This window comes from Mycobacterium hackensackense (assembly GCF_025822555.1).
In the GTDB taxonomy this organism is placed as follows: Bacteria; Actinomycetota; Actinomycetes; order Mycobacteriales; family Mycobacteriaceae; genus Mycobacterium; species Mycobacterium fluoranthenivorans.
Map to the genome: position 1 here is coordinate 347,186 of NZ_JACKUC010000030.1, position 22,239 is coordinate 369,424.

General features: G+C 67.8%; 26 protein-coding genes. 11 read left to right on the forward strand and 15 right to left on the reverse strand.

Annotated elements, in window-relative coordinates; genetic code table 11:
* The first annotated feature begins 2 nt into the window (after positions 1 to 2).
* Both H7J86_RS11165 and H7J86_RS11170 read left to right on the forward strand, forming a co-directional pair.
* Complete coding sequence (locus H7J86_RS11165) at positions 3 to 782, forward strand: site-2 protease family protein (RefSeq protein ID WP_267290964.1); 780 nt, start codon at positions 3 to 5, stop codon at positions 780 to 782.
* Between the two features lie 40 nt (positions 783 to 822).
* Entirely contained in the window at positions 823 to 1,719 is an 897-nt protein-coding gene (locus H7J86_RS11170) for a cation diffusion facilitator family transporter (RefSeq protein ID WP_267290966.1), read from the forward strand.
* On the opposite strand, the gene H7J86_RS11175 is transcribed toward H7J86_RS11170, so the two are convergent.
* A complete protein-coding gene (locus H7J86_RS11175) occupies positions 1,716 to 2,819 on the reverse strand; it encodes a hypothetical protein (RefSeq protein WP_267290968.1) in 1,104 nt (367 codons plus the stop codon). The two genes, H7J86_RS11170 and H7J86_RS11175, sit on opposite strands and share 4 nt — an antisense overlap.
* A gap of 29 nt (positions 2,820 to 2,848) precedes the next feature.
* Positions 2,849 to 3,265, reverse strand: coding sequence for a DUF3151 domain-containing protein (locus H7J86_RS11180; protein WP_090358748.1), 417 nt, complete (start codon positions 3,263 to 3,265; stop codon positions 2,849 to 2,851).
* An 81-nt stretch (positions 3,266 to 3,346) separates the two neighbouring features.
* Between H7J86_RS11180 and H7J86_RS11185 the strand changes: the two genes are divergently transcribed.
* Complete coding sequence (locus tag H7J86_RS11185; protein ID WP_187098112.1) at positions 3,347 to 4,060, forward strand: Rv0361 family membrane protein; 714 nt, start codon at positions 3,347 to 3,349, stop codon at positions 4,058 to 4,060.
* Positions 4,061 to 4,122: 62 nt separating this feature from the next.
* On the opposite strand, the gene fbaA is transcribed toward H7J86_RS11185, so the two are convergent.
* A complete protein-coding gene (gene fbaA, locus H7J86_RS11190; protein WP_267290970.1) occupies positions 4,123 to 5,160 on the reverse strand; it encodes a class II fructose-bisphosphate aldolase in 1,038 nt (345 codons plus the stop codon).
* A gap of 127 nt (positions 5,161 to 5,287) precedes the next feature.
* Between fbaA and H7J86_RS11195 the strand changes: the two genes are divergently transcribed.
* From H7J86_RS11195 to H7J86_RS11205, 3 genes are read left to right on the forward strand one after another with little or no spacing between them, the layout of a single operon-like run.
* Positions 5,288 to 5,779, forward strand: a complete 492-nt coding sequence (locus H7J86_RS11195) for a lipoprotein LpqH (protein WP_170847280.1) — start codon at positions 5,288 to 5,290, stop codon at positions 5,777 to 5,779.
* A 26-nt stretch (positions 5,780 to 5,805) separates the two neighbouring features.
* Positions 5,806 to 6,477: a DedA family protein gene (locus H7J86_RS11200; protein ID WP_090358733.1), complete on the forward strand. Its 672-nt coding sequence runs from the start codon at positions 5,806 to 5,808 to the stop codon at positions 6,475 to 6,477.
* Between the two features lie 35 nt (positions 6,478 to 6,512).
* Positions 6,513 to 7,727 carry a threonine/serine exporter family protein gene (locus H7J86_RS11205; RefSeq protein ID WP_267290972.1) on the forward strand — a complete coding sequence of 405 codons (1,215 nt, stop codon included), beginning with the start codon at positions 6,513 to 6,515 and terminating at the stop codon, positions 7,725 to 7,727.
* A 16-nt stretch (positions 7,728 to 7,743) separates the two neighbouring features.
* Here the strand turns inward: H7J86_RS11205 and H7J86_RS11210 are convergent, their stop codons facing one another.
* The 6 genes from H7J86_RS11210 to clpB form a co-directional block, all read right to left on the reverse strand.
* A complete protein-coding gene (locus H7J86_RS11210) occupies positions 7,744 to 8,859 on the reverse strand; it encodes a glycoside hydrolase family 76 protein (RefSeq protein WP_267290974.1) in 1,116 nt (371 codons plus the stop codon).
* A gap of 35 nt (positions 8,860 to 8,894) precedes the next feature.
* Positions 8,895 to 9,539 carry a TrmH family RNA methyltransferase gene (locus tag H7J86_RS11215; protein ID WP_090359011.1) on the reverse strand — a complete coding sequence of 215 codons (645 nt, stop codon included), beginning with the start codon at positions 9,537 to 9,539 and terminating at the stop codon, positions 8,895 to 8,897.
* On the reverse strand, positions 9,536 to 10,435 hold the full coding sequence (locus H7J86_RS11220; RefSeq protein ID WP_372517256.1) for a hypothetical protein: 900 nt from the start codon (positions 10,433 to 10,435) through the stop codon (positions 9,536 to 9,538). The genes H7J86_RS11215 and H7J86_RS11220 overlap by 4 nt, the downstream gene beginning before the upstream one ends.
* A gap of 6 nt (positions 10,436 to 10,441) precedes the next feature.
* Positions 10,442 to 11,227 carry an SDR family NAD(P)-dependent oxidoreductase gene (locus H7J86_RS11225; protein WP_267290978.1) on the reverse strand — a complete coding sequence of 262 codons (786 nt, stop codon included), beginning with the start codon at positions 11,225 to 11,227 and terminating at the stop codon, positions 10,442 to 10,444.
* Positions 11,224 to 12,045 carry a trehalose monomycolate transport factor TtfA gene (ttfA, locus tag H7J86_RS11230; RefSeq protein WP_090358712.1) on the reverse strand — a complete coding sequence of 274 codons (822 nt, stop codon included), beginning with the start codon at positions 12,043 to 12,045 and terminating at the stop codon, positions 11,224 to 11,226. The genes H7J86_RS11225 and ttfA overlap by 4 nt, the downstream gene beginning before the upstream one ends.
* Before the next feature lie 161 nt (positions 12,046 to 12,206).
* Positions 12,207 to 14,753 (reverse strand): ATP-dependent chaperone ClpB, encoded by a 2,547-nt coding sequence (clpB, locus tag H7J86_RS11235; protein WP_267290980.1) that lies wholly within the window; start codon positions 14,751 to 14,753, stop codon positions 12,207 to 12,209.
* A gap of 211 nt (positions 14,754 to 14,964) precedes the next feature.
* On the opposite strand from clpB, the gene H7J86_RS11240 reads away from it, so the two are divergent.
* On the forward strand, positions 14,965 to 15,582 hold the full coding sequence (locus tag H7J86_RS11240) for a CYTH domain-containing protein (protein ID WP_090358707.1): 618 nt from the start codon (positions 14,965 to 14,967) through the stop codon (positions 15,580 to 15,582).
* 1 nt (position 15,583) lies between these two features.
* Positions 15,584 to 15,994, forward strand: coding sequence for an Rv0361 family membrane protein (locus H7J86_RS11245; RefSeq protein ID WP_187098101.1), 411 nt, complete (start codon positions 15,584 to 15,586; stop codon positions 15,992 to 15,994).
* A gap of 7 nt (positions 15,995 to 16,001) precedes the next feature.
* On the opposite strand, the gene H7J86_RS11250 is transcribed toward H7J86_RS11245, so the two are convergent.
* The 6 genes from H7J86_RS11250 to nthB form a co-directional block, all read right to left on the reverse strand.
* Complete coding sequence (locus tag H7J86_RS11250; RefSeq protein WP_235632894.1) at positions 16,002 to 17,096, reverse strand: substrate-binding domain-containing protein; 1,095 nt, start codon at positions 17,094 to 17,096, stop codon at positions 16,002 to 16,004.
* 104 nt (positions 17,097 to 17,200) lie between these two features.
* A complete protein-coding gene (locus H7J86_RS11255; RefSeq protein WP_090359010.1) occupies positions 17,201 to 17,668 on the reverse strand; it encodes a MarR family winged helix-turn-helix transcriptional regulator in 468 nt (155 codons plus the stop codon).
* Positions 17,669 to 17,718: 50 nt separating this feature from the next.
* Positions 17,719 to 18,237, reverse strand: a complete 519-nt coding sequence (locus tag H7J86_RS11260; RefSeq protein ID WP_090358702.1) for a DUF1097 domain-containing protein — start codon at positions 18,235 to 18,237, stop codon at positions 17,719 to 17,721.
* A gap of 18 nt (positions 18,238 to 18,255) precedes the next feature.
* Positions 18,256 to 18,636, reverse strand: coding sequence for a nitrile hydratase accessory protein (locus H7J86_RS11265; RefSeq protein WP_267290982.1), 381 nt, complete (start codon positions 18,634 to 18,636; stop codon positions 18,256 to 18,258).
* Complete coding sequence (nthA, locus tag H7J86_RS11270) at positions 18,636 to 19,232, reverse strand: nitrile hydratase subunit alpha (RefSeq protein ID WP_090358698.1); 597 nt, start codon at positions 19,230 to 19,232, stop codon at positions 18,636 to 18,638. Before nthA ends, H7J86_RS11265 begins: the two co-directional genes overlap by 1 nt.
* A gap of 18 nt (positions 19,233 to 19,250) precedes the next feature.
* Positions 19,251 to 19,943, reverse strand: a complete 693-nt coding sequence (gene nthB, locus H7J86_RS11275; protein ID WP_267290983.1) for a nitrile hydratase subunit beta — start codon at positions 19,941 to 19,943, stop codon at positions 19,251 to 19,253.
* Positions 19,944 to 20,199: 256 nt separating this feature from the next.
* Between nthB and H7J86_RS11280 the strand changes: the two genes are divergently transcribed.
* From H7J86_RS11280 to H7J86_RS11290, 3 genes are read left to right on the forward strand one after another with little or no spacing between them, the layout of a single operon-like run.
* Positions 20,200 to 20,430, forward strand: a complete 231-nt coding sequence (locus H7J86_RS11280; protein WP_090358694.1) for a CbtB domain-containing protein — start codon at positions 20,200 to 20,202, stop codon at positions 20,428 to 20,430.
* A gap of 10 nt (positions 20,431 to 20,440) precedes the next feature.
* Positions 20,441 to 21,229 carry a CbtA family protein gene (locus H7J86_RS11285; protein ID WP_267290985.1) on the forward strand — a complete coding sequence of 263 codons (789 nt, stop codon included), beginning with the start codon at positions 20,441 to 20,443 and terminating at the stop codon, positions 21,227 to 21,229.
* On the forward strand, positions 21,216 to 22,229 hold the full coding sequence (locus H7J86_RS11290; RefSeq protein WP_090358690.1) for an acetamidase/formamidase family protein: 1,014 nt from the start codon (positions 21,216 to 21,218) through the stop codon (positions 22,227 to 22,229). Before H7J86_RS11285 ends, H7J86_RS11290 begins: the two co-directional genes overlap by 14 nt.
* Positions 22,230 to 22,239: the final 10 nt, after the last annotated feature.

Sequence of the window (22,239 nt, forward strand, 5' to 3'; positions counted from 1 at the left end):
GGGTGAACATCCGGCCCCTGCATCAATCGGTGCGTCCCAGCCCGGTCTTCCTGGCGATCGTTGCGCTCACGGCGGCAGGTGGGGGCCTGGCCTGGTTCTGCCAGGACACCGTGCGCCCGCTGTCGTACGTGGCGGTGTTCGTCTTCGTCGTCGCGGGCTGGCTGGTGTCGTTGTGCCTGCACGAGTTCGGCCATGCCTATACCGCGTGGCGGTTCGGCGACCGCGATGTCGAGATCCGCGGCTACCTGACCCTGAACCCGCTGAAGTACTCCAGCCCACTGCTGTCGATCGCGCTGCCCCTGGCGATCATCGCCATCGGCGGGATCGGCCTGCCGGGTGGGGCGGTGTACGTGCGGACGTCCTGGATGACCCCCAGGCAGCGCACACAGGTCAGCCTGGCCGGTCCGTTGGCCAATGCGGTGCTGGCGGCGCTGCTGCTCGCCGTCACGGCCCTGTTCTTCGACTCCACCCACGGCGTGTTCTGGTCCGGTATGGCCTTCCTGGGCTTCCTGCAGGTGACGGCGCTGCTGCTGAATCTGCTTCCGGTCCCCGGCCTGGACGGCTACGGCGCATTGGAACCGCATCTGAGTGCGGACACCCGCCGGGCACTGGAACCGGCCAAGCAGTGGGGATTCATCATCCTGTTCATCCTGCTGATGGTCCCCCAGCTCAACCGGGTGTTCTTCGACGTGGTGTTCTGGTTCGTCGACCTGTCCGGGGTGCCCCAGCAGCTGGTGGCCATCGGCGGACAGCTGACCCGGTTCTGGTCCGCCTGGGTCTGACCCTTGCAACATATGCGAGTTTGCGCATATATTCACGGGCATGGGTGTAGGACATGACCACAGCCACGGCAGCGAGACCCGCGTCAGCCGGATGATCCTCGGCGCGGCCATCCTGTCGGTGTTCTTCGTCGTCGAGCTCGTCACCGCGCTGACGATCAACTCGATCGCCCTGCTGGCCGACGCAGGCCACATGCTCACCGACCTGGTCGCCATGTTCATGGGGCTGACGGCGGTGCTGTTGGCCCGGCGCGGCTCGACCTCGGCCGCGCGCACCTACGGCTGGCATCGCGCCGAGGTCTTCACCGCGGTCGCCAACGCCGTCCTGCTGCTCGGAGTCGCCGGATTCATCCTGTACGAGGCGTTCGAACGGCTCGGCGACGCACCCGAGGTGCCCGGCATGCCGATGATCGTCGTCGCGCTGGTGGGCCTGCTCGCCAACGCGGTGGTCGTGCTGTTACTGCGGTCGCAGTCCGAGGCGAGCCTGGCGGTCAAGGGCGCCTACATGGAGGTGGTCGCAGACACCGTCGGCAGCATCGGTGTGCTGATCGCCGGCATCGTCACCGTCACCACCGCCTGGCCCTACGCCGATGTGGTGGTCGCCGTCCTGGTCGCGCTGTGGGTGCTGCCCCGCGCCTTCGCGCTGGCCCGGGCCGCGCTGCGGATCCTGTCCGAATCGTCACCGCACCACATCGACGTCGACGAACTGCGCACCGCGCTGGCGGCCGTCGACGGGGTCACCGGGGTACACGATCTGCACGTGTGGACGCTGGTGCCGGGCAAGGACATGGCCACCGCGCACGTCACCTGCCGCGGCAACTCGGCCCAGGTGCTGGAGGACACCCGCGCGGTGCTGGCCGCCCGTGGGCTGGAGCACGCGACCGTGCAGGTCGAACCGCCCGAGGGCGCCGGCGACTGTGAGCAGTCCACCCACTGCTAGCGGACGAACCAGGCGAACCAGTCGCGGCTGGACGGCTGCAGATAGTGCCCGGCATCCACCTTCTCGGCCGGGAACAACTTGTGCCCCGACAGGGAACCGTCGGGCTGTCTCTGGAAGTACGCCCCGCTGACCCAGTCCGGGTTGATGTCGAGTTCCATCCCGCGCACCACACCCGCATCGGTCAACAGGTGCCCCAGGGTGCACACCGACAGTGCCGGGCCGGCGACGTACACCTCGGCACCCGTGTTGGTGATCCCGAATCCGGAGCGATGAATGTAGGCCGTCTGCCCGACCGTCTTGCCCCACTCCCGCGGCCCTCCGGTGGCACAGGACGGGTTGACCTGTCCGTCGTCCACCAAGGGCACCAGGTTCTGCCGGACGCTGGCGACCGTCGGCCCCATCCGCACCTCGCGGTTCCACGCGCCGACATCGGCGGTGCCGTCGGTGTGCAACACCAGGCTGGCATCACCGTCGATCAGTGGCACCACGGTGCGGCCCTCGCTGTAGTAGCCGCCATAGCTGTGGTCGTTGAGCCGGAAACCGGCGTTGAACGCGACCGCCGTGCCCGCACGCTCCGCTGCGGTCAATGCCGCCGACGCCTGCCATGAACCGCCCGGATCGATGGTGCCCGGCCGCAACTGGCCACGCACCAGGGCCGGATCCATCCGCATCACCCCGGCCACGAACGAGGTGTGCGAGGCGTCCGGACGCAGCGCGGCCACCTGCACCGCGGGCCGTCCACCAACGGCGACGACGGTGCGCCACATCCCCTCACCGGGTAGCGGGTTGCCGCCGGCCAGCGGCGGCAGCGGCGCCGGGGGCAAGGTCGCCGAGGCGGCGGCCGGTACCACCCCCTCCGGGGTCGGGATGCCACCCTCGGGCGCACCACCCACCGCCGGCTGGTCCAGCCGATACTGCCAGCGCTCCAGCCAGGTGACCTCATCGCCCAGGCCGTGGTCACGCGCCCATTCGGCGACCTTGGCGACCGGGCTGTCGGCACCCGGGCGGTGCAGGGCCTCGGCGACGACGCCCCCCGCACCGGCACCCACCACCGCAGCGACGCCGAGAACGGCGATCACCGATGTCCGCAGCCTGCCCATTCACTGAGCCTGGCAGCGGTTCCTGGGAACTAGCCGAGACCCAGCTGCGAACGTGCGCCCGGGTCGCAGTCGTCGAGCAGATCGAGGCAGCGCGCGTACTCGGGTGTCTCGCCGATGGCATCGGCGGCTTTCGCCAGCGCCGCCACGCAGCGCAGGAAGCCGCGATTGGGCTCGTGGCTGTAGGGCACCGGCCCGAAACCCTTCCAACCGTTGCGGCGCAACTGGTCCAGGCCGCGGTGGTAACCGGTGCGGGCGTAGGCGTAGGCGGTGATCGCCTTGTCGTCGGCCAGCGCTTCCTCGGCCAGCGCGGCCCAGGCCACCGACGCGCTGGGATGCGCGGCTGCGACGATCGCCGGGTTCTCCCCCGCGTCCAGCTCCTCCTCCGCCTCGACATCACCCGGCAAGAACACCGGGTCCGGCCCAAGCAGATCACCCATGCGTGTCATAAGGCCATTGTGCCGTGCCGACATTTACAGGCAATCGCTAGGCTTGCGCAGTAGCGTCGGCAAGGGAGGACCGCAGCAGGAATGTCGAACCCAACAGGGCCGGACGAAGAGCAGGAATCCGCCAGCCGAACAGGAGAAGAGACACCGGACGGCGACGGGCAAGAGCGTCGGTTCACCGCGCCGTCGGGATTCGACGGCTCCACGCAGATCATCGATGCGGTGCCCGAACCCCCGACCGAGATCTTCTCCGCCGAGGACACCACCGAACTCATGGCGGCGCAGAACAGTGCTGTCACCAAGAACGTTGCACCGCAAGTCATTCCACCGCGAGGCGAGGCCGCCAGGCCGGTCCGGACGCGGCGCAGCTGGGGCTGGGTCATCGCGGTGGTGCTGGTCATCGCGGCCCTGGTGGCCCTGGCGGTGCTGGGCACCGTGCTGCTGACCCGCAAGAGCACGGCCGCGGTGTCACAGGAGGAGCTGGTCCGCACCACGATCGGCAGTTTCGACGGGGCCATCCAGAAGGGTGATCTGGCGACATTGCGCAGCATCACCTGCGGCGCGACCCGCGACAGCTACGCGCAGTACAACGACAAGGCCTGGGCCGAGACGCACGCCAGAGTGGCCGCCGCCAAGCAGTATCCGGTGGTGGCCAGCATCGACCAGGTGATCGTGCACGACGATCACGCCGAGGCCAATGTCACGACCTTCATGGCCTACGCGCCGCAGATCCGCTCCACCCGCAGTTTCGATCTGCAGCTCCGCGACGACCAGTGGAAGATCTGCCAGAACTCCTAGAGACGACTTCGGCGTGATTCGCTGCGCGCACCGCAACGAATCACGCCGAAATCACCAGCGCCTCAGCCCGCGGAGACACTCCGGCCGGCGCTGTGCAGGTCGTTGCACGCCTCGATGACACGCTCGGTCATCGACGCTTCAGCCTTCTTCAGGTAGCTGCGCGGGTCATAGACCTTCTTGTTGCCGACTTCACCGTCAACCTTGAGCACACCGTCGTAGTTGGTGAACATGTGCCCGACGATCGGCCGGGTGAACGCGTACTGGGTATCGGTGTCGACGTTCATCTTGACCACGCCGTACTTCAGCGAATCCTCGATCTCGGACTTCAGCGAGCCCGAACCGCCGTGGAAGACGAAGTCGAAGGGCTTGCTGCCGGCGGGCAGGCCGAGCTTGGCCGCGGCCACCTCCTGGCCTTCCTTGAGCACCTCGGGCTTGAGCTTGACGTTGCCCGGCTTGTACACGCCGTGCACGTTGCCGAACGTCGCGGCCAGCAGGTACTTACCGTGCTCGCCGGCGCCGAGCGCCTCGATCGTCTTCTCGAAGTCGGCGGCCGTGGTGTAGAGCTTGTCGTTGATCTCGGCCTCGACACCGTCCTCTTCACCACCGACGACGCCGATCTCGACCTCGAGGATGATCTTGGCCGCGGCGGCCAGCTTCAGCAGCTCCTGGCCGATCTGCAGGTTCTCGTCGATCGGCACCGCCGACCCGTCCCACATATGCGACTGGAACAGCGGGTCCTGGCCCTTGGCCACCCGTTCGGCGGAGATCGCCAGCAGCGGGCGCACGTAGGTGTCGAGCTTGTCCTTGGGGCAGTGATCGGTGTGCAGCGCGACGGTGATGTCGTACTTCGCGGCCACGACGTGGGCGAACTCGGCCAGCGCGACGGCACCGGTCACCATGTCCTTGATACCCAGACCGGAGCCGAATTCCGCTCCGCCCGTGGAGAACTGGATGATGCCGTCGCTGCCGGCGTCGGCGAAGCCCTTGATTGCGGCGTTGATACTCTCCGAGCCGACACAGTTGATGGCCGGGAAAGCGAAGGAGTGCTCCTTGGCACGGCCCAGCATCTCGGCATAGACCTCGGGCGTGGCGATGGGCATGTCGATCTTCCTCTCGGCTGTCCGGCTGACCCGGTCAGTATGACAAGAAGCTGGTGGGCCGGCACTGGGGCCCTTCGTTCTCGGGCGAACCCTGACCGAAGCGACCGTCTCGGTTAGCGTTGCGCGAGTGCGCACCCGTCCGGCACTCGCTTTCCTCACCTCGGGTGCCGTGCTGCTGGCGGCCGGATGCGCCCCGCAGCCGGCGCCCGCACCGACGTCGACCACCCCGCCGCCACCGGCCGCCCCGCCCCCGCCGGTGCTGGCCACCGTCCTGCCCGCGGGGCAGGCGCAGCTGATCGTCAACGGCCGCGATGTCGGGCCCATCGGCCCGGTGGTCTGCTCGGCCGCCGACGGCTTCGCCCGCTACACCATCGGTCAGACCTCGTTCGGGGTCACGGTGGTGATCACCGATGACGACATGCCGTCGGTGCGGTCGGTGACCATCGGGGATGCCGGCGGGATCTCGATCGGCTACGCCGCCGATGTGTCCGAGGATGCGCCGCAGGCCTTCCGTCACGGCGACACCCTCACGGTCACCGGACGCGGCGCCGGCACCGATTCGACGAATCCGGCGCGCGTCGTCCCGACCACCTACCAGCTCGCCGTCGCCTGCCCTTGACGATTTCCCCGGTATCTTGGGGCCTCATGACCACCACCCATCTGGCCCTGATGCCGGATTTCCTCGACCCGCTGAAGCTGATCGAGCAGTTCGGCACCTGGGCCCTGGTGGGCATCCTGGTCGTCGTCTTCATCGAATCCGGCGTGCTGTTTCCCATCCTTCCCGGGGACACGCTGCTGTTCGTGGCGGGCATGCTGGCCGCCGGCACGGCCGCCCAGAGCGCCCAGGTGGACACCAACTTCCAGCTGTGGCAGCTGCTGGTGTTCATCCCGATCGCGGCGATCCTCGGCGGGCAGGTCGGCTATTTCGTCGGCCGCTACCTCGGCACCGCGATGTTCAAACCGGATGCCAAGGTGCTCAAGCAGAAGTACCTCGATGAGGCCCACGCCTTCTTCGAGCAGCGCGGCCCGTTCGCCATCGTGCTGGCCCGGTTCATCCCGATCGTGCGGACCCTCGCGCCGATCACCGCCGGTGCGGCCAAGATGCGGTACGCGGTGTTCACGCTCTACAACATCATCGGCGCGGTGCTGTGGGGTGTCGGCCTGACGCTGCTCGGCTACGGGCTGGGCCAGTTCGAGGTCATCCAGAAACTGCTGGAGCCGATCTTCATCCTGATCGCCGTCGCGTCCCTGGCTCCGATGATCTGGGAGTGGTACAAGCGCCGCAAAGCCGCCAAGAACTCCACCGACAGCGTCTGAGCCTGGGCGGCCCGACCCCGCCCTAGAGTGTCGTCATGGCGGACGAGGACCGGGCGGTCGTCGACTTCATCGCGCGGCTCGGTTCGGCGATGCTCGGCGCCGATTATCCGGTCACCATCGTCAAGCGCACCCTGTCCCTCGTCGCGGACCGGTCCGGGGTGGAATGCCCGGTGTTGGTGCTGCCGAATTTCGTGCAGGCCGGTGAAGGCGAACTGAATCGGGTCGTCAACAACGACAAGCCCCTGCGTTACGACCAGACCTTCCCGCTGGGCGAGCTCGTCCAGCGGGCCGAGCTCGGGCAGGTGACACCGGCCGAGGGCTGGGCCGAGCTGGACCGCATCCAGGCGCTGCCGCGGCGGTTCCCGCCCTGGGTTTCGGTGCTCGGGTGCGCGGTGCAGAGCGCGGCCTATGCGCTGATCCTGCAGCCGACGGTGGTCGCGCTGGTCGCGGCGGCCGGTTTCGGACTGCTGATCGGCATCCTCGTCCGGGTCACCGGCGGTAATGCCGGTCTGCGTCAGCTGCTGCCGGTGGTCAGCGCCTTCCTGGTCACCTACATCGCGTTCAGCCTGGGGCGGCTGCTGCACATGGGGCATGACAGCCTCCGCGTCCTGATCCCGCCGCTGACATTCTTCCTGCCCGGCGTGGCGATCACCCTGGCGGTGATCGAGTCGTCGACCGGGCACATGGTGTCCGGGGCGGCGCGGCTGACCGGCGGGCTCCTGAGACTGGGTCAGCTCGGCCTGGGCATCGTGGTCGCGATCCAGCTGTTGGGGGTGACGACGACGGAACTGACCGATGCACCGGTCAACACGCTGGGATCGTGGGCGCCGTGGCTGGGCGTCGCCGTCTACGCGGTGGGCATCATCCTCAATCTCGGTCCGCCGCGCGGGTTCTGGCCGTGGTTGGTGCTCGTGCTGTTCGTCGCCTACGGCGCCCAGGTGGCGACCGCCGCGGCATTCGGCGGCTACGTCAGCGGTTTCGGCGGCGGCCTGGTGCTGATGCTGTGCGCGCTGCTGCTCGGCCGGCTGCCGTCGGCACCGGCCACCCAAGTGGTGCTGGCGCCCGGATTCTGGCTGTTGGTACCGAGTTCGGTGGGCCTGATCGGGATCGCCGAGTTGGCCGGCGGACGAGGCGGCGGCGCCGTGCTGGCGATGCTCGCCTCGATGATGTCGATCGCCCTGGGCTTCCAGATCGGCATTGCGCTGTGGAGCATCTTCCCGCACCGCGACGGGCTGGGGTCGCCCGGCTGACGGTGGCGGCCCGCGTTCATTCCGGTGCCGGTGCCTCGACGGTGAGGGTGTGCGCCGCCTCCATCAACATCCAGCCCGACAACTGCACCGACAGATCGCGTTCGGGGATCTCGGACGCGTTCACCGCCCCCTCGACGAACTGCGCCTCGGCGCCGCCCTCGGTGGGCAGTTCGGCCGCGCGGTCCCAGAACGCACCGAACAGCGGCAGCCCGTCGACGGTCTGGCGGTAGTCCCACGCCGACTGCGCGGAGGTGAGCACCACCTCCCGCGCCGTCGCCCGCGCCGCGTCGTCCTGCGCGGTGTCCCCGGGAAGATCGGTGACCACGAATGCCAGATACCGGGCCAGGATCGCGTTGAACAGCCCGCCGTCGCCACCGCCGGCGCCCTGGATGACGCCGTCGGTGGTCATGTGTTCCCGCACCGCGGCCACCAGTCGGTGCACCCGGGGCGCGTGTTCCGGGTCCTGGGTGCGGGCGGCGAGTTCGGTTTCCAGACCCAGCACCACGCCCTGGCAGTAGGTGTACTGGGCCCGCACCAACGAGCCGGCCTTGATGCCGTCGAACACCAGATGGGTCTCCGGGTCGATGAGCGTCTCGTCGATCCAGTCCGCCATCTGCTGCGCGCGGCGTTGCCGGTCCTCGTAACGGGCCAGGAAGATGCCGGCCGGGCCGTTGGCCGGCGCGTTGAAGAACTGGTCCTGTTTGCGCCACGGGATGCCGCCGCCGTCCTCGGGGACCCAGGCGTTGAGGAACTGTTCGGACAGGGTCTTGAGCGCGCCTTCCCGGTGGACCCCGGCCAGCCGTCCGGCCCGTTCGAGGGCCAGCGCCAGCCAAGCCATGTCGTCGTAGTAATCGTTGGTCCACCTGAGGTTGCGCAGGTGATGCCCGCGGATCTGCCGGGTGATCTTCGCGATCCGGACCGGGTCGGGATCGCGCAGCTGTGCGTCGACAAGGCAGTCCAGCAGGTGGGCCTGCCACCAGTAGTGCCAGGTCCCGAAGGATTTCTGCTTGCGGGCCGCGGGCCAGGCCACGACACCGAGCTGGGTGCCCGGCAGACCCCACAGTTTCTTCAGGTGCCGTGTGGCGATGGCGGCTTCGGAACTGGCTGCACGGTTGGCCCACACCTGATCCATGCGTCGATACTGCCCTACTCAGGGCCTACGAGGGCCTACCATGCGCCGGTTACGTCGGCATGGGTGCGGATCCATGCGTGCATGGCGATGCCGGCGGCCACCCCGGCGTTGATGCTGCGGGTCGAACCGAATTGGGCGATCGACACGGTCAGTTCGGCGCCGGCGCTGATCTCGGGGGTGATCCCCGGCCCCTCCTGCCCGAACACCAGTAGGCAATCGCGGGGCAGGACGGTCGTTTCCAGTGGGACCGAGCCCGGCACGTTGTCCACGGCGACGACGCTCAGTCCCGCCCCGCGGGCGAAGTCCAGCAGTTCGGCGGTGCTGTCGTGGTGCTGCAGCCGCTGGTAGCGGTCGGTGACCATGGCCCCGCGCCGGTTCCAGCGGCGCCGGCCCACGATGTGCACGGTGTGCACCGCGAAGGCGTTGGCGGTGCGCACGACGGTGCCGATATTGGCGTCGCTGCCGAAGTTCTCGATCGCGATGTGCAGCGCGTGTCGGCGTTGGTCGATGTCCGCGATGATCGCCTCACGGGTCCAGTACCGGTAGGCGTCGACGACATTGCGGGTATCGCCGTCGCGCAACAACTCCGGGTCATAGCGCGGATCATCCGGCAGCGATCCCGCCCAGGGGCCTACGCCGGGCGTCTCGCCCCACTCGGTAGGGCCGGGGCCCAGGCTCACGCCGTGGTCCACAGCGCCGCGTGGGTGCCCACCACCGAGACCGTGGGGTAGAGCAGTGCGGCGTTGATCTCGCCCTGCGTGCACATCGAGGCGCGGACGGCCACCGCGTCCAGGGAAGCCTCGGGGAGGACGAGCAGCGACGCCCCGTACGCCGAACAGGCATGGGACAGGCCGTTTCCCGGCAGGGTCGGACCGGTCAGCACCATGAGCGGGCCGCCGCGTTTGGCCGAGTCGTCGCGGTATCGCTGCGCCGCGCCGTCGATGGACAGCCCGATCAGCATGTAACCGTTACCGGAGAAGGCCGTCGGATCGCCGAGCGCGGACGGCGCGAGCTGGGCACCGTCAGCACGGAACGCGTCCACGCTGGTGGACTGCAGCACCAGACCCGCTTCGCTGTCCCCGGTGGGCATCAGCCCGACGGGGAAGGCCGCGGGCCAGGCCACCGTGGTCTTGGGGATGCGCTCCTCGGGTGAGTACAGGTACACCCCGCGCACCTGACTCTGGTCCCGCAGCGGTCCCAGACAGACTGTGCCACTGAGATGTTCGGGGCCGCCTCCCCCGGCTTGCACGGCGGCGGGCTGCAGGCCGAGATTGGCCGCGTCGGCGCAACCACCGATCGCGTTCGACTCGATCGGATGGGCCAGCGCACCGTAGAGGCCGAGGCGCAGGCTCTCGGGTTTGACGTGCGTTCCCCCGGTCTGGGCCGGCGCGGCGTCGATATCGACGAGCACCCGGTCGGTGTCGAAACGCAGATTGGCCACCGACACGTTCCAGCCCGCAACGGTCAGCGACTCACCGATGCGCGCCTGCTGCGCGCCGTACGGCCCACCAGAGGTGTCACCGCCGGAACACGCCGCGAGCATCAGCACCAGCGCTGCCGCCAACACGGTCCTCATCCGCATTCAGGTCCGCCCGCGGCCCTTACCCACGCGTTTGGTCACGCCGCGCACCAGGCTCCGAGGTATCAGCCGGCTCACCGTGGTCAGCGCCTTGTACTGCACGCCGGGGATGATCACCACCTCGCCCTTGGCCACCGCGGTCAAGCAGTCGCGCACCACGTCGGGCACTTCCAACCAGAACCACGACGGCGTACCCGACATCTCGATGCCGGCCCGGTCGTGGAACTCGGTGTGCACGAAGCCCGGGCACAGCGCGTGCACACTCACACCCGTGCCACTCAGCCCGTTGGCCAGTCCCTCGGAAAACGCGATGACCCAGGCCTTGGATGCCGAATAGGTGGAGCCGCGGCCCGGCATCAGCCCGGCCACGCTGGCGACGTTGATGACGGTGCCCTGCCCTGCGGCCAGCATGGCCGGCAGAGCGGCGTGGGTCAGCGCCATGACGGCGGTGACATTGACGTCGAGCTGGGACTGCAGCGTGGCGTAGTCGGCTTTCCAGAACTCACCCGAGGTGCCGAAGCCGGCATTGTTGACCAGTACCTGCACCCCGGCGGCCAGCCGGTCGCACACCCGACGGCGGTCGGCCTCGATCGCCAGGTCGGCGGGCAGCACCTCGACGCCGACACCGGCATGATCACGCAGTTCGTCGGCCAGCTGTTCCAGCCGGATGGCGTCCCGGGCCACCAGGACCAGGTCGTAGCCGTCGGCGGCGTAGCGGCGGGCGAAGCCCGCACCGATACCCGAGGTGGGCCCGGTGATCAGCGCTACGGGTTTGGCAGGTCGGGTCACCGCTGGTAGTGCGGCGATTGCCGGCCATTGCGCACCGGGGTGCGCTGGTCGACGTAGCGACTCACGTCCGCACGGCTGGGCGGCTGGTCACCACGCCCGGCGGGCAGTTCGGCCGGCCTGGGCAGCAACGGACGGCTCGGCGAACCGCTGCGGCGAGCCAGGGCGGGCTGACCCGCGTGCACGCCGACGCCGTTGCGGCCGGGCTGCGGAACGGGCGGCAGGACGCGCAGCAGATCGTTGAACTGCCGCACCGTCCGCAGTCCTTCGTCCCACTGGGCGCGGCTGCTGCTGATCGGCATGGCCACCAGCGTCCAGTTCTGCTCGTTCCACATGATCTCGGCACAGTCGGGTGCGGTGTGGGCGAACGTCACCATCCGACGGTCACAGGCGCGGCGGGCGGCGTCGAGGTTGGTGGAGTACACCATTCGCGGGCCGATCGCGCCGAGCAGCCAGATATCGCTCTCGCGGGGTTCCTTGATGTCCTTGAGCCGCAGATCGACCACGACGTTCGTGCCGATCTTGCGATGCAGGGCGATCACCGTGGCGACATCGTCGAGATCGAAGATGAACACGGCCTCGCCCCGGATCTGACCGAGCACCACATTGCGGGCGGTGACGTGCTCGCCGACGGTGGACATCACGCCGCGCTTCCAGCGATCCAGGATTTCGCTGGATTCGTGCTCGTAGTCGAAGCCATGCGACTTCGCCCACGACTTACGCCGCCGGCCCAACCCGCGCCGACGGTCGATATCGACATACAACAACACTGCCGCCCCTGTGAAACAGAGTGCGGAGAGTGTGAACCAGAGAGGGACCATTGGGGCCTAGCCTACTTGCTGGGACCCGTTTGTCTCGAACTCGTTAAGGTCACAACCCGGTTACTTGCACAAACACAGAACCCAGTGGCCACTTGTTGCACAGGTGGGGAACGAAACCGTGCAACAAGTGGCCACCGGGGTTCAGCGGGATTGAGCGGGGATCAGCCCAGGATGAGTCCGTCGCCGTCGGCAGTCAGGTTGACCGGCACCACGTCGCCGTCGTGCACATCGCCGGCCAGCAACAGCTTGGCCAGCTGGTCACCGATGGCCTGCTGGATCAGCCTGCGCAGCGGACGGGCGCCGTAGAGCGGGTCGAACCCGCGCTCGGCCAGCCACTGCTTGGCGGGCAGCGACACCTCGAGGGTGAGCCTGCGCTGAGCGAGCCGCTTCTGCAGCTGAGCCAGCTGGATGTCGACGATCGACACCAACTCGTCCGGCCGGAGGCTGTCGAAGACGATCACATCGTCGAGCCGGTTGATGAACTCGGGCTTGAACGCCGAGCGCACGGCCGCCATCACCTGCTCCTCGGTGCCGCCGGCGCCGAGGTTGCTCGTCAGGATCAGGATCGTGTTGCGGAAGTCGACCGTGCGGCCCTGGCCGTCGGTCAGCCGGCCCTCGTCGAGCACGGCGAGCAGCACGTCGAACACGTCCGGATGAGCCTTTTCGACCTCGTCGAACAGCACCACCGAGTACGGCCGGCGCCGGACCGCTTCGGTCAGCTGACCGCCCTGGTCGTAGCCGATGTATCCGGGAGGTGCACCGACCAGCCGTGCGACGGAGTGCTTCTCGCCGTACTCACTCATGTCGATGCGGATCATCGCCCGCTCGTCGTCGAACAGGAACTCGGCCAACGCCTTGGCGAGCTCGGTCTTGCCGACGCCCGTCGGCCCGAGGAACATGAACGAGCCGGTCGGCCGGTTGGGATCGGAGACCCCGGCGCGAGTCCGGCGCACCGCGTCAGACACCGCCTGCACGGCCTTCGTCTGGCCGACGACCCGCTTGCCCAGCTCGGTTTCCATCCGCAGCAGCTTGGCGGTCTCACCTTCGAGCATCCGCCCCGCCGGGATCCCGGTCCACGCCGACACCACGTCGGCGATGTCATCGGGTCCGACCTCCTCCTTGAGCATCACGTTCTCGCGCGCCTCGGCCACCGGCCGCGCCGCCTCGAGTTTCTTCTCGAGTTCGGGGATCCGGCCGTAGCGCAGCTCCGAGGCCTTGGCGAGATCGCCGTCGCGCTCGGCGCGGTCGGCCTCGCCACGCAACCGGTCCAGCTGTTCGGTGAAGTCGCGGACGATGTCGATGGCACCCTTCTCGTTCTGCCAGCGGGTCGTCAGCTCGGCGAGCTGTTCCTTCTTATCGGCCAGCTCGGCGCGCAACTTCGCCAACCGGTCGACGGACGCGTCGTCCGTCTCCTTGGCCAGCGCCATCTCCTCGATCTCGAGGCGCCGGACGATGCGCTCCACCTCGTCGACCTCGACGGGGCGGGAGTCGATCTCCATCCGCAGCCGCGACGCGGACTCATCGACCAGGTCGATGGCCTTGTCCGGCAGGAAGCGCGAGGTGATGTAGCGGTCCGACAGCGTCGCCGCGGCGACCAGCGCCGAGTCGGTGATGCGGACGCCGTGATGCACCTCGTAGCGATCCTTGAGCCCACGCAGGATGCCGACGGTGTCCTCCACCGACGGTTCGCCGACGAGCACCTGCTGGAACCGGCGCTCCAGGGCGGCATCCTTCTCGATGTACTTGCGGTACTCGTCGAGCGTGGTCGCGCCGACCAGCCGCAGCTCGCCACGGGCCAGCATGGGCTTGATCATGTTGCCGGCGTCCATCGCGGACTCACCGGTGGCACCGGCGCCGACGATGGTGTGCAGCTCGTCGATGAACGTGATGACCTGGCCGGCCGAGTTCTTGATGTCGTCGAGGACGGCCTTGAGTCGTTCCTCGAATTCACCGCGGTACTTGGCGCCGGCCACCATCGATCCCAGGTCCAGCGAGACGACGGTCTTGTCGCGCAGGCTTTCCGGCACGTCGCCGGCGATGATGCGCTGGGCCAGGCCCTCCACGATGGCGGTCTTGCCGACACCGGGTTCGCCGATGAGCACCGGGTTGTTCTTGGTGCGCCGGCTCAGCACCTGCACGACCCGGCGAATCTCGTTGTCGCGCCCGATGACCGGGTCGAGCTTGCCCTCACGGGCGGCCGCGGTCAGGTCGGTGGAGTACTTCTCCAGCGCCTGATACGTGCCCTCGGGGTCGGCACTGGTGACGCGGGCACTGCCGCGCACCTTCACGAACGCCTCACGCAATGCCTGCGGGGACGCGCCGTGGTTGGTGAGCACCTTGGCGACCTCGGACTGGCCGGTGGCCAGCCCGACGAGCAGGTGCTCGGTGGAGACGTATTCGTCGTCCATCTCGGTCGCGAGGTGCTGCGCGGTGGTGATCGCCGAGATCGCCTCCGGCGAGAGCTGCGGCTGCGAGCTGGAACCGCTGGCACTGGGCAGCCGGCCGATGAGACGCTCGGCCTCGGCGCGGATGGTTGCGGGCTCGACTCCGACCGCTTCGAGCAGCGGCGCAGCGATACCGTCGTTCTGGGTCAGCAGCGCCATCAACAGATGTGCGGGGGTGATCTGCGGGTTGCCTGCGGCGGTGGCCGCCTGCAGCGCCGAAGTCAGTGCCGCCTGGGTCTTCGTGGTCGGATTGAACGAGTCCACGACACCTCTCCTTCTTGGGTGGGACAGCCCTCCAAGGGGCTGCCGAAAATGCTTGTCGCCTTGAACAACGCCGTCAATGTTGAGTCTGTTCCGCTCAACTCTAGAGAATTTTGTCGGATTTGTCCGCCGATTCCGGATACCGAATCCGCCACGCCCGAATCTCGGCATCCGTCATCACGCATTCGGCCAGGTACCGGGCTAGCGTCGTGATATGTCCGGCTACGGTGATTTCGAGTTCGAGCGGAAGTTCGTCGTCCATGAACTGCCCGCCCTCGCCGCCTCGGATCCGAGTCCCGCCCTGATCGTGCAGGCCTATGTGTTCGCCGCCGACGGGTACGCGGTGCGCATCCGGGTCCAGGGGCCCGCCCCCGCCGATCCGCACCGCACTCCCGGCGAACTGGTGGAGGCGCTGGGCGACGAGTCGATCGGCACCATGACCGCCAAGGGCCCCGCGGCCGGCGGCACCCGCTACGAGGCCGAGCGCGAACTCGATCCGATGGTCGCGGGGCAGATCGTGCGCCGGGCCGGTCATGTGATCGCCAAGATCCGCTACTCGGTCTGGCTGGGCGAGGACGGCTGGGTACTCGACCGGTTCCTGGGCGCCAACGCCCCGCTGGTGCTGGCCGAGGTCGAACGCGGCGGTCCCGTGGTCGACCTGGCGATCCCCGAGTTCTGTGCCACCGAGGTGTCCGAGGACGACCGGTTCCGCAACGAGTACCTGGCACACCATCCGTTCAGCGCCTGGGCGGACGCTTACCGGAGCCAGCTCACCCGGCAGGGACCGAGCTTTGTCGACACGCTGGGCCACAACCGATTCGAAGGGACCTGATATGCGGCTGGCCGGCCTTCTCGTTCCCGCGCTGATCGGCTCGGCCATCGCGCTGACCGGCTGCACCCGGGAGACGCCGGGTACGGCGATGGCGCCCCCGGGCGTCACCGCGCTGCCCCAATCCGACGAGGACCAGATCACCGACCTGGTCGAGCGTTTCGAGCAGGCCTGGAACAACCTCCGGTTCGGCGAACTGCGCGACCTCATGTGCACGGAGATGCGCGGTCAGAGCGAGTTCGACGAGGACGCGTTGCAGGAGGCGCGCAGCGGATCCGGCCGCTTGGACCTGGCGATCACCGAACTGGCGATCACCGGTGACACCGCCGAGGCCGTCATCGAGAACGACGGTGACGATCCCGATGACATCGCGTTCCTCCGCGAGGAGGACGAGTGGAAGTGGTGCGAGTTCTGAGCGTGGTTCACGCCGCCGAGATGCGGGCCCGCACCTCGAACTCCAGATCGATCGCCTCCGCCACGTAGACGTCTTGTGACATCTGGTTCCCGCACATGGTGACCTCGCCGCGCGGGCTGATATAGGTCAGGTTCGCCGCGGCTGCGGTCATGGCGGCGATATCGAGCGATCCGGCCCGCGACGCCAGCGCCACGAACAGGGTCAGCGCCTCATAGCAGGACTCACCGATACTGTTCAGCGCGGGCGCCGCCGGCCCGTACCTGCGGTAGTAGTGCGCCGCGAAGTCCATCGACGCGGTGGTGTTGAGGGCCTCGAAATAGCCTGCGGCGGCGAATAATCCGTGGTTGCTGTCGCTACCGCTGGCCATCAGCATGTTCTCCTCGACATGCGGGCTGAGCCTGGGCACCGCGCCGTCGAGTCCGGTCGCGGCGAACTGTCGATTGAATGCGACGCCGTCACCGCCCACCAGCAGTAACAACACACCGGTGGCCGAGGTGAGTTCGACATCGCGGATCGCCGCCGAGAAATCCTGGGTCCCCAGCGGGACGTAGATCTCCGCGACCAACGGCACACCGTTGCCCCTGGCGTGCGAGGCCGCCGCCGCCCCGGTCTGTCGCGGCCAGATGTAGTCGTTGCCGATCACGATCCACCGGTCGATGCCGTACTCGGCCTTCATCCAGTCCATCGCGGGCAGCAGCTGCCGCGACGGGGTCTCCCCCGTCAGGAACAGGCCGGGGGTGCGCTCACCGCCCTCGTACAGGGGGCCGTACACATAGGGCACCCGACCGGCGGTGACCCTGGCGATCGCCTTGCGCACCGGAGAGATGTGCCAGCCGGTGACCGCGTCGATCGCGCCGTGGTCGATCATCCGGGCGATATCGGCGGCGACGGCGGCCGGGGCGCGACTGCCGTCGACGGGCACCAGGCGGACCTGGCGGCCGAACAGTCCGCTGGTGTCGTTGAGATCGCTGATGGCCAGTTCGGCGCACGCCTCGCAGGAGGGCCCGTAGATACCGGCCGACCCGCTGCGCGGGATCACCAGGGCGACGTTGACCATGGGAGCATCGGATCGGCTCAGCTTCACCGTTGTGTCTCCGTCCACCCGTTGTCCTGGCGTGTCTGGCTATCGTGACGGTTCCCGGTTACCTGCGCATTGCGCAACTGTTCGTATCCGGAAAAGTTGCGCCGCGCCCGCGTTCGGCGGTCCTAGAGCGACAGATCGCCGACGCGGGCCAGCGTCTGCAGGAAGTGCACGGCGGCGTCCTCGCCGAGCTCCTCGACAAGCGCACCCTTGACGACGGACTCCTGTTTGGTCAGCCGCCGCACCTTGGTCTTCCCTCTGGCCGAGAGGTAGATCAACACCCGGCGCCGATCGGTCGCATCGACTCGGCGCAGGACGAACCCACCGTCGACGAGCTTGTCCACGATCCGCGTCAGCGTGGGCGGTGGGATCGCCATCATGGTCGCCATATCGCTCATCGTGAAACCATCGCCGCTGCGCAACGCGCCCAGCACCCGCCAGCCTTCGATACTGCTCACGTCCGCATCCAGCAGACCGCGCAACAACGCATCGGTCCAGCTGCGTTCGGCTCGAAAGAACACTTCCGCAACACTTTCGATGCTGGTGGAGATCGGCACGACGCTCCCGGGGGCTTCGGTGGCAATTGATTTCATCATGAACTATTGCAGATGGAGGGTATCTCAACCGGTGCTGCGCCGCAGCCCTAGACGGGCTGCGGCGCTTCACTATTGCGTGCGCCGGCCATCCGCTCGATCACCGCGGCCCCGTACTCGGAGGCCACCCCGAAACAGGCGCCGACCAGTGCCGTCACCCCGGCGACCAACGCCGGATGGGACAGGCCGACCGACGTGATCCCGTTGCCGGTCGCCGCGATGGTGCCGACCGTCATGGCGAATCCGAACACGATGGCCGGTGTCGCCGATACCCAGCGCAGGCGCGAAACCTGCACCATCGCAAAGCTTCCGATACCGACCGCGATGGACAGCCACACCGCACCCGTCGTCCCGCTGACCGCCAGCAGCGTCACCGTGGCGATCACGATGCCGGTCCAGTTACAGGCGACCGACTTGACCAGCCCGGACGGGCCGGATCCGACGAAGAAGAAGGACGCCCAGGCCAGGAACAGCACCCACACGGGCAGGTTCCACACCGTCGCCGTCATCAACGTCGACAGCATCCCGAACACGCCGACGCTGATCGACAGCGCCGTGGCTTTCGACATGGTCACGCTGTCTCCCGTTCAGTGGCCGTGGTGGTGATCATGGTCGTGATCATGGTCATCGTGCGACAGCCGCTGCGCCTCCAGCACCGTCCGCTGCTCGAATGCCTGCGCGTCGAAGAAGTCCTTCTCCGCGGCAAGGCGGCAGAAGGCCTCCCCGAACTGCCGGTAATACACTGCGGGATCGCATGTTTCATCGATTCCCGAATCGTCGATGGCCGCGATCAGATGGGCCTTGAACTCATCCCATTCGAACGCACCCGCCCTGCAGAGATGCACCACCAGCCCGAAAAGCCGCCCCTGCCAGGGCGCATCGAACACCAACTCGCCGTTGGACCGCGGGAGTGCCGCGACACCCTCGGGGTCGTCGAACCCGGCCAGGTCGATCACCGGCGCGCTCATCACGCGGCTCCCGCAGCCGTCACGAGCGCTGTCCCCACCATCGAGTCCCGGCTGATCAGCGGGATCAGTTCGTCGACGGTCAGATCTTCGGTGCCCGCAGGGCGTTGCGGGATCACCAGGTACCGGATCTCGGCACTGCTGTCCCACACGTCGATCGCCACCCCGTCCGGCAGGGTCACCCCGAATTCGGCGAGCACGCTGCGCGGCTCTTTCACCACCCGGGCCCGGTACTGCGGATACTTGAACCACGCCGGCGGGATGCCCAGCAGGGTCCACGGATAGCACGAGCACAGCGTGCACACGACGACATTGTGTCGCTCCGCGGTGTTCTCCACCGCCACCATGTGTTCGGTCTGCAAGCCGGTGAAGCCCATATCCGCGATCGCCGCGGTGGCATCGTCGAGCAGCCATTGCCGGTACGCCGGGTCGGTCCAGGCCCGGGCCACCACCCTGGCCCCGTTGACCGGGCCCATATCGTTCTCGAACGACGCCACCACGGCGTCGACGGCCTCATGCTCGGCCAAGCCCTTCTCGACCATCAACGACTCCAGCGCATTGACCCGCGCCTCGACGTCGGACAGTGAAAGCCAATCCATTTCAGTGTTCTCCTTGGTTCAGGCCGGCTCGAGGTAAGTCTCGAACAGGTCGGCGTACAGATCGAATTCCTCGGCGGCTTCTACACCCCACAACTCCGTGGAGGTGAACCGCACCATGTAGAGCTGGTTGGCCTCGTCGACCTGCCGGTGCGCACTTGCCGCGGGGTCGTGGAACGCGCCGTACTGCTTGACGACGACCCCCTTGGCCTTGGGCAGGTAGCCCGGCAACCGGTTGTGCGTGGCCTCGCGCAGGTTGCGGACCATCACCTCGGCGCCCACCTCGTAGGCCGGCGGCGCCTCCGCGGGCACATCGTGCGGCGTACCCTTCCACAGCACGTCGATCATCTGTTCGGCGAACGGCGACAACGTGTCCGGCTTCTGCGGGTGCGGCGTCATCGACGGTGCGCCGAGCTCACGCATCCGGTCGTCGACCTCCTCGTGGGAGATGTAGCCCTTGTCGTTGAGCAGCTTCTCCACGGAGAACAACCAGTGCGCGTAGTACGTCGAATCGAGGTAGTCGCTCCATTTCATGAGCTCGATACCGTGCCGTTGCTCGTCGAGGTTGAACGCACCCTTGGCGATCGCCATCGCGGTGATGGCATGCATCCGGCCCTCGAACGGGTAACGCCAGTCCGGGATGCCGGGTTTGAGGAACTCCGGATCGACGGGGCCGAGGCCCTCGCGACCACCGAGGTCATGTGGACCGTGCATATCGGCACATCTCCCATCATTAGTTCTCGTTCTTAATACTTCCATCTGGAACTATGCTCGCCATCTCTGCAGGTAAGCAAACCGTAAACCCGATGCGTAACAGAGCATTTACAAGAGCCCACTTCTCGTTACCTGGAGATTTCCCTCCGTTGATGTCGTGTTGCACCGGTTGACCGACGGCACCACATAGGCGTAACTAGTTCATACGCAATATTTGCGTTTTGGAAGTAATTACACAGAACCAGGAGTACTTCAGATGTCCTCAGGCACACCACGGTCCGCAATCGAGCAGGCACCCGCCATCGCCCTACCCGATGCCACCACGGCCGCAACGGCGCTCTGGCTGACCGCCACGACGGCGCTCGCACTGATCGCGTTCTACTTCGTCGGGTTCGACCAGGGTGCGGTCTCGGTGTTCGGCGCCGACACCCACGTCCACGAGTTCCTCCACGACGCCCGGCACGTCCTGGGCTTCCCCTGCCACTGAGCGCGCGGACATGAACAAGATCGTCGGCTGCGGGCTGGCTTCCGGACTCATCGCGGGTCTTGTCACCTTCGCTTACACGAGGTGGCAGATCGCTCCACTGGTCGAGCAGGCCGTCGGATTCGAGGAGGCGCGTTCGCACGCCGAACAGACACTGACCGGTGAGCACGCACACGAGCACGAGGTGTTCACCAGGGTGGTCCAGGAGAACGTCGGAGCGGGCACGGGCATCGTGGCGTACGGCCTGATCGTCGGCGCGCTGTTCGCGGTCGCCTTCTGGATGCTGACCGCCTTCCTGGCCCGGCGCCGGATCGCCGCCGATCCGCGCTGGGTGTCGATAACGCTGGCCGTCGCCGGTTTCGTCGCCGTCACACTCGTCCCCTTCATGGTCTTGCCCGCCAATCCCCCCGGCGTCGGTCACGAGGACTCCGCGGGCGCACGCACGGCCGGCTATCTGGCAGCCCTGGTGGCCTCGGTGCTGCTGGCCGCGGTGGCGACCGTCGTCGCGGCCAGGCTGATACCGCGGATCGGGCGCTGGTCCTCGGTGATGCTGGCCGGGTGGGGTTATGTGTTGGCGGTCTGTCTGGTCACCGCGGCACTGCCGCGGTTCGACGAGGTCCCGACGCCGCTGCTCGACACCTCCGGGGCGGTGGTGTTCCCGGGATTCCCCGCGGCGCTGCTCGCCGACTTCCGCGCCGACTCGCTCATCGCGGCGGCACTCATGTGGGCGGTGCTCGGCACCGCCTTCTCGATGCTGCTGCATCGCACGTCCGACAGAAAGGTTGCATATGCAGATCGTTGAGTTCACGCCGACCCGGGACCAGTACGTGTGGACATTCGGCGGCGCCGAACCAGCGCTGGAGGTGGCACCGGGCACGGTGCTGCGACTGTGGACCGAGGATGCCTTCGCCGGCCGGGTCACCTCACGCGAGGACAAACCCAGCCAGGTGCTCAATCCCAAGGAACTCAATCCGCAGACCGGCCCCTTCTATGTGACCGGGGCCGAACCGGGTGACACGCTCGCGCTGCACTTCGTGTCGATCGAACCGGCCAGGGATTGGGCGGCGTCCACCACGATCCCGTTGTTCGGCGCGCTCACCGGTACCGACCGGACCGCCACGCTGCAGGCGCCGCTGCCCGAACTGACGTGGATCTACCAGGTGGACGCGGCTCGGGGCACCGCCACGTTCGTCGCACACGAGAGCGATTTCACCGTCGACCTGCCGCTGGCTCCGATGCTCGGCACGGTGGGTGTGGCGCCCGCGCTGCGCGAGGTGCGCACCACGCTGGTGCCCGACTATTTCGGCGGGAACATGGACACCCCCGAGCTGCGTGCCGGGACCACCGTCTACCTCGGCGTCAATGTCGAGGGTGCGCTGTTCTCGGTCGGTGACGGGCACTACCGCCAGGGCGAGGGCGAGACCTGCGGAACCGCGCTCGAGGGCGCCATGCACGTGACGCTCATCGTCGAGCTGATCAAGGGCGGCGCGCCCGCCTGGCCCCGTTTCGAACACGACGACGCCCTGCTGACCGTGGGTTCGGCGCGACCGCTCGAGGACGCCTGGCGGTGCAGTCAGGTGGAGATGGTGCGCTGGCTGGCGGACCTGCACGGCATCGGCGAGATCGACGCGTATCAGCTGTGCAGCCAGCTGTGCCTGTCACCGCTGGCCAACGTCGTCGATGTCAACTACAGCGCGGTCACCAAGATCCCGACAGGTCTGTTGCCGGCCGTCAGCCCCTACGGCGGTATGCACCGGCGGCTGCGTGCGGCGGCGGCGACACTGCCGGATCGGTCCGGGTAGTCCGGTGGAT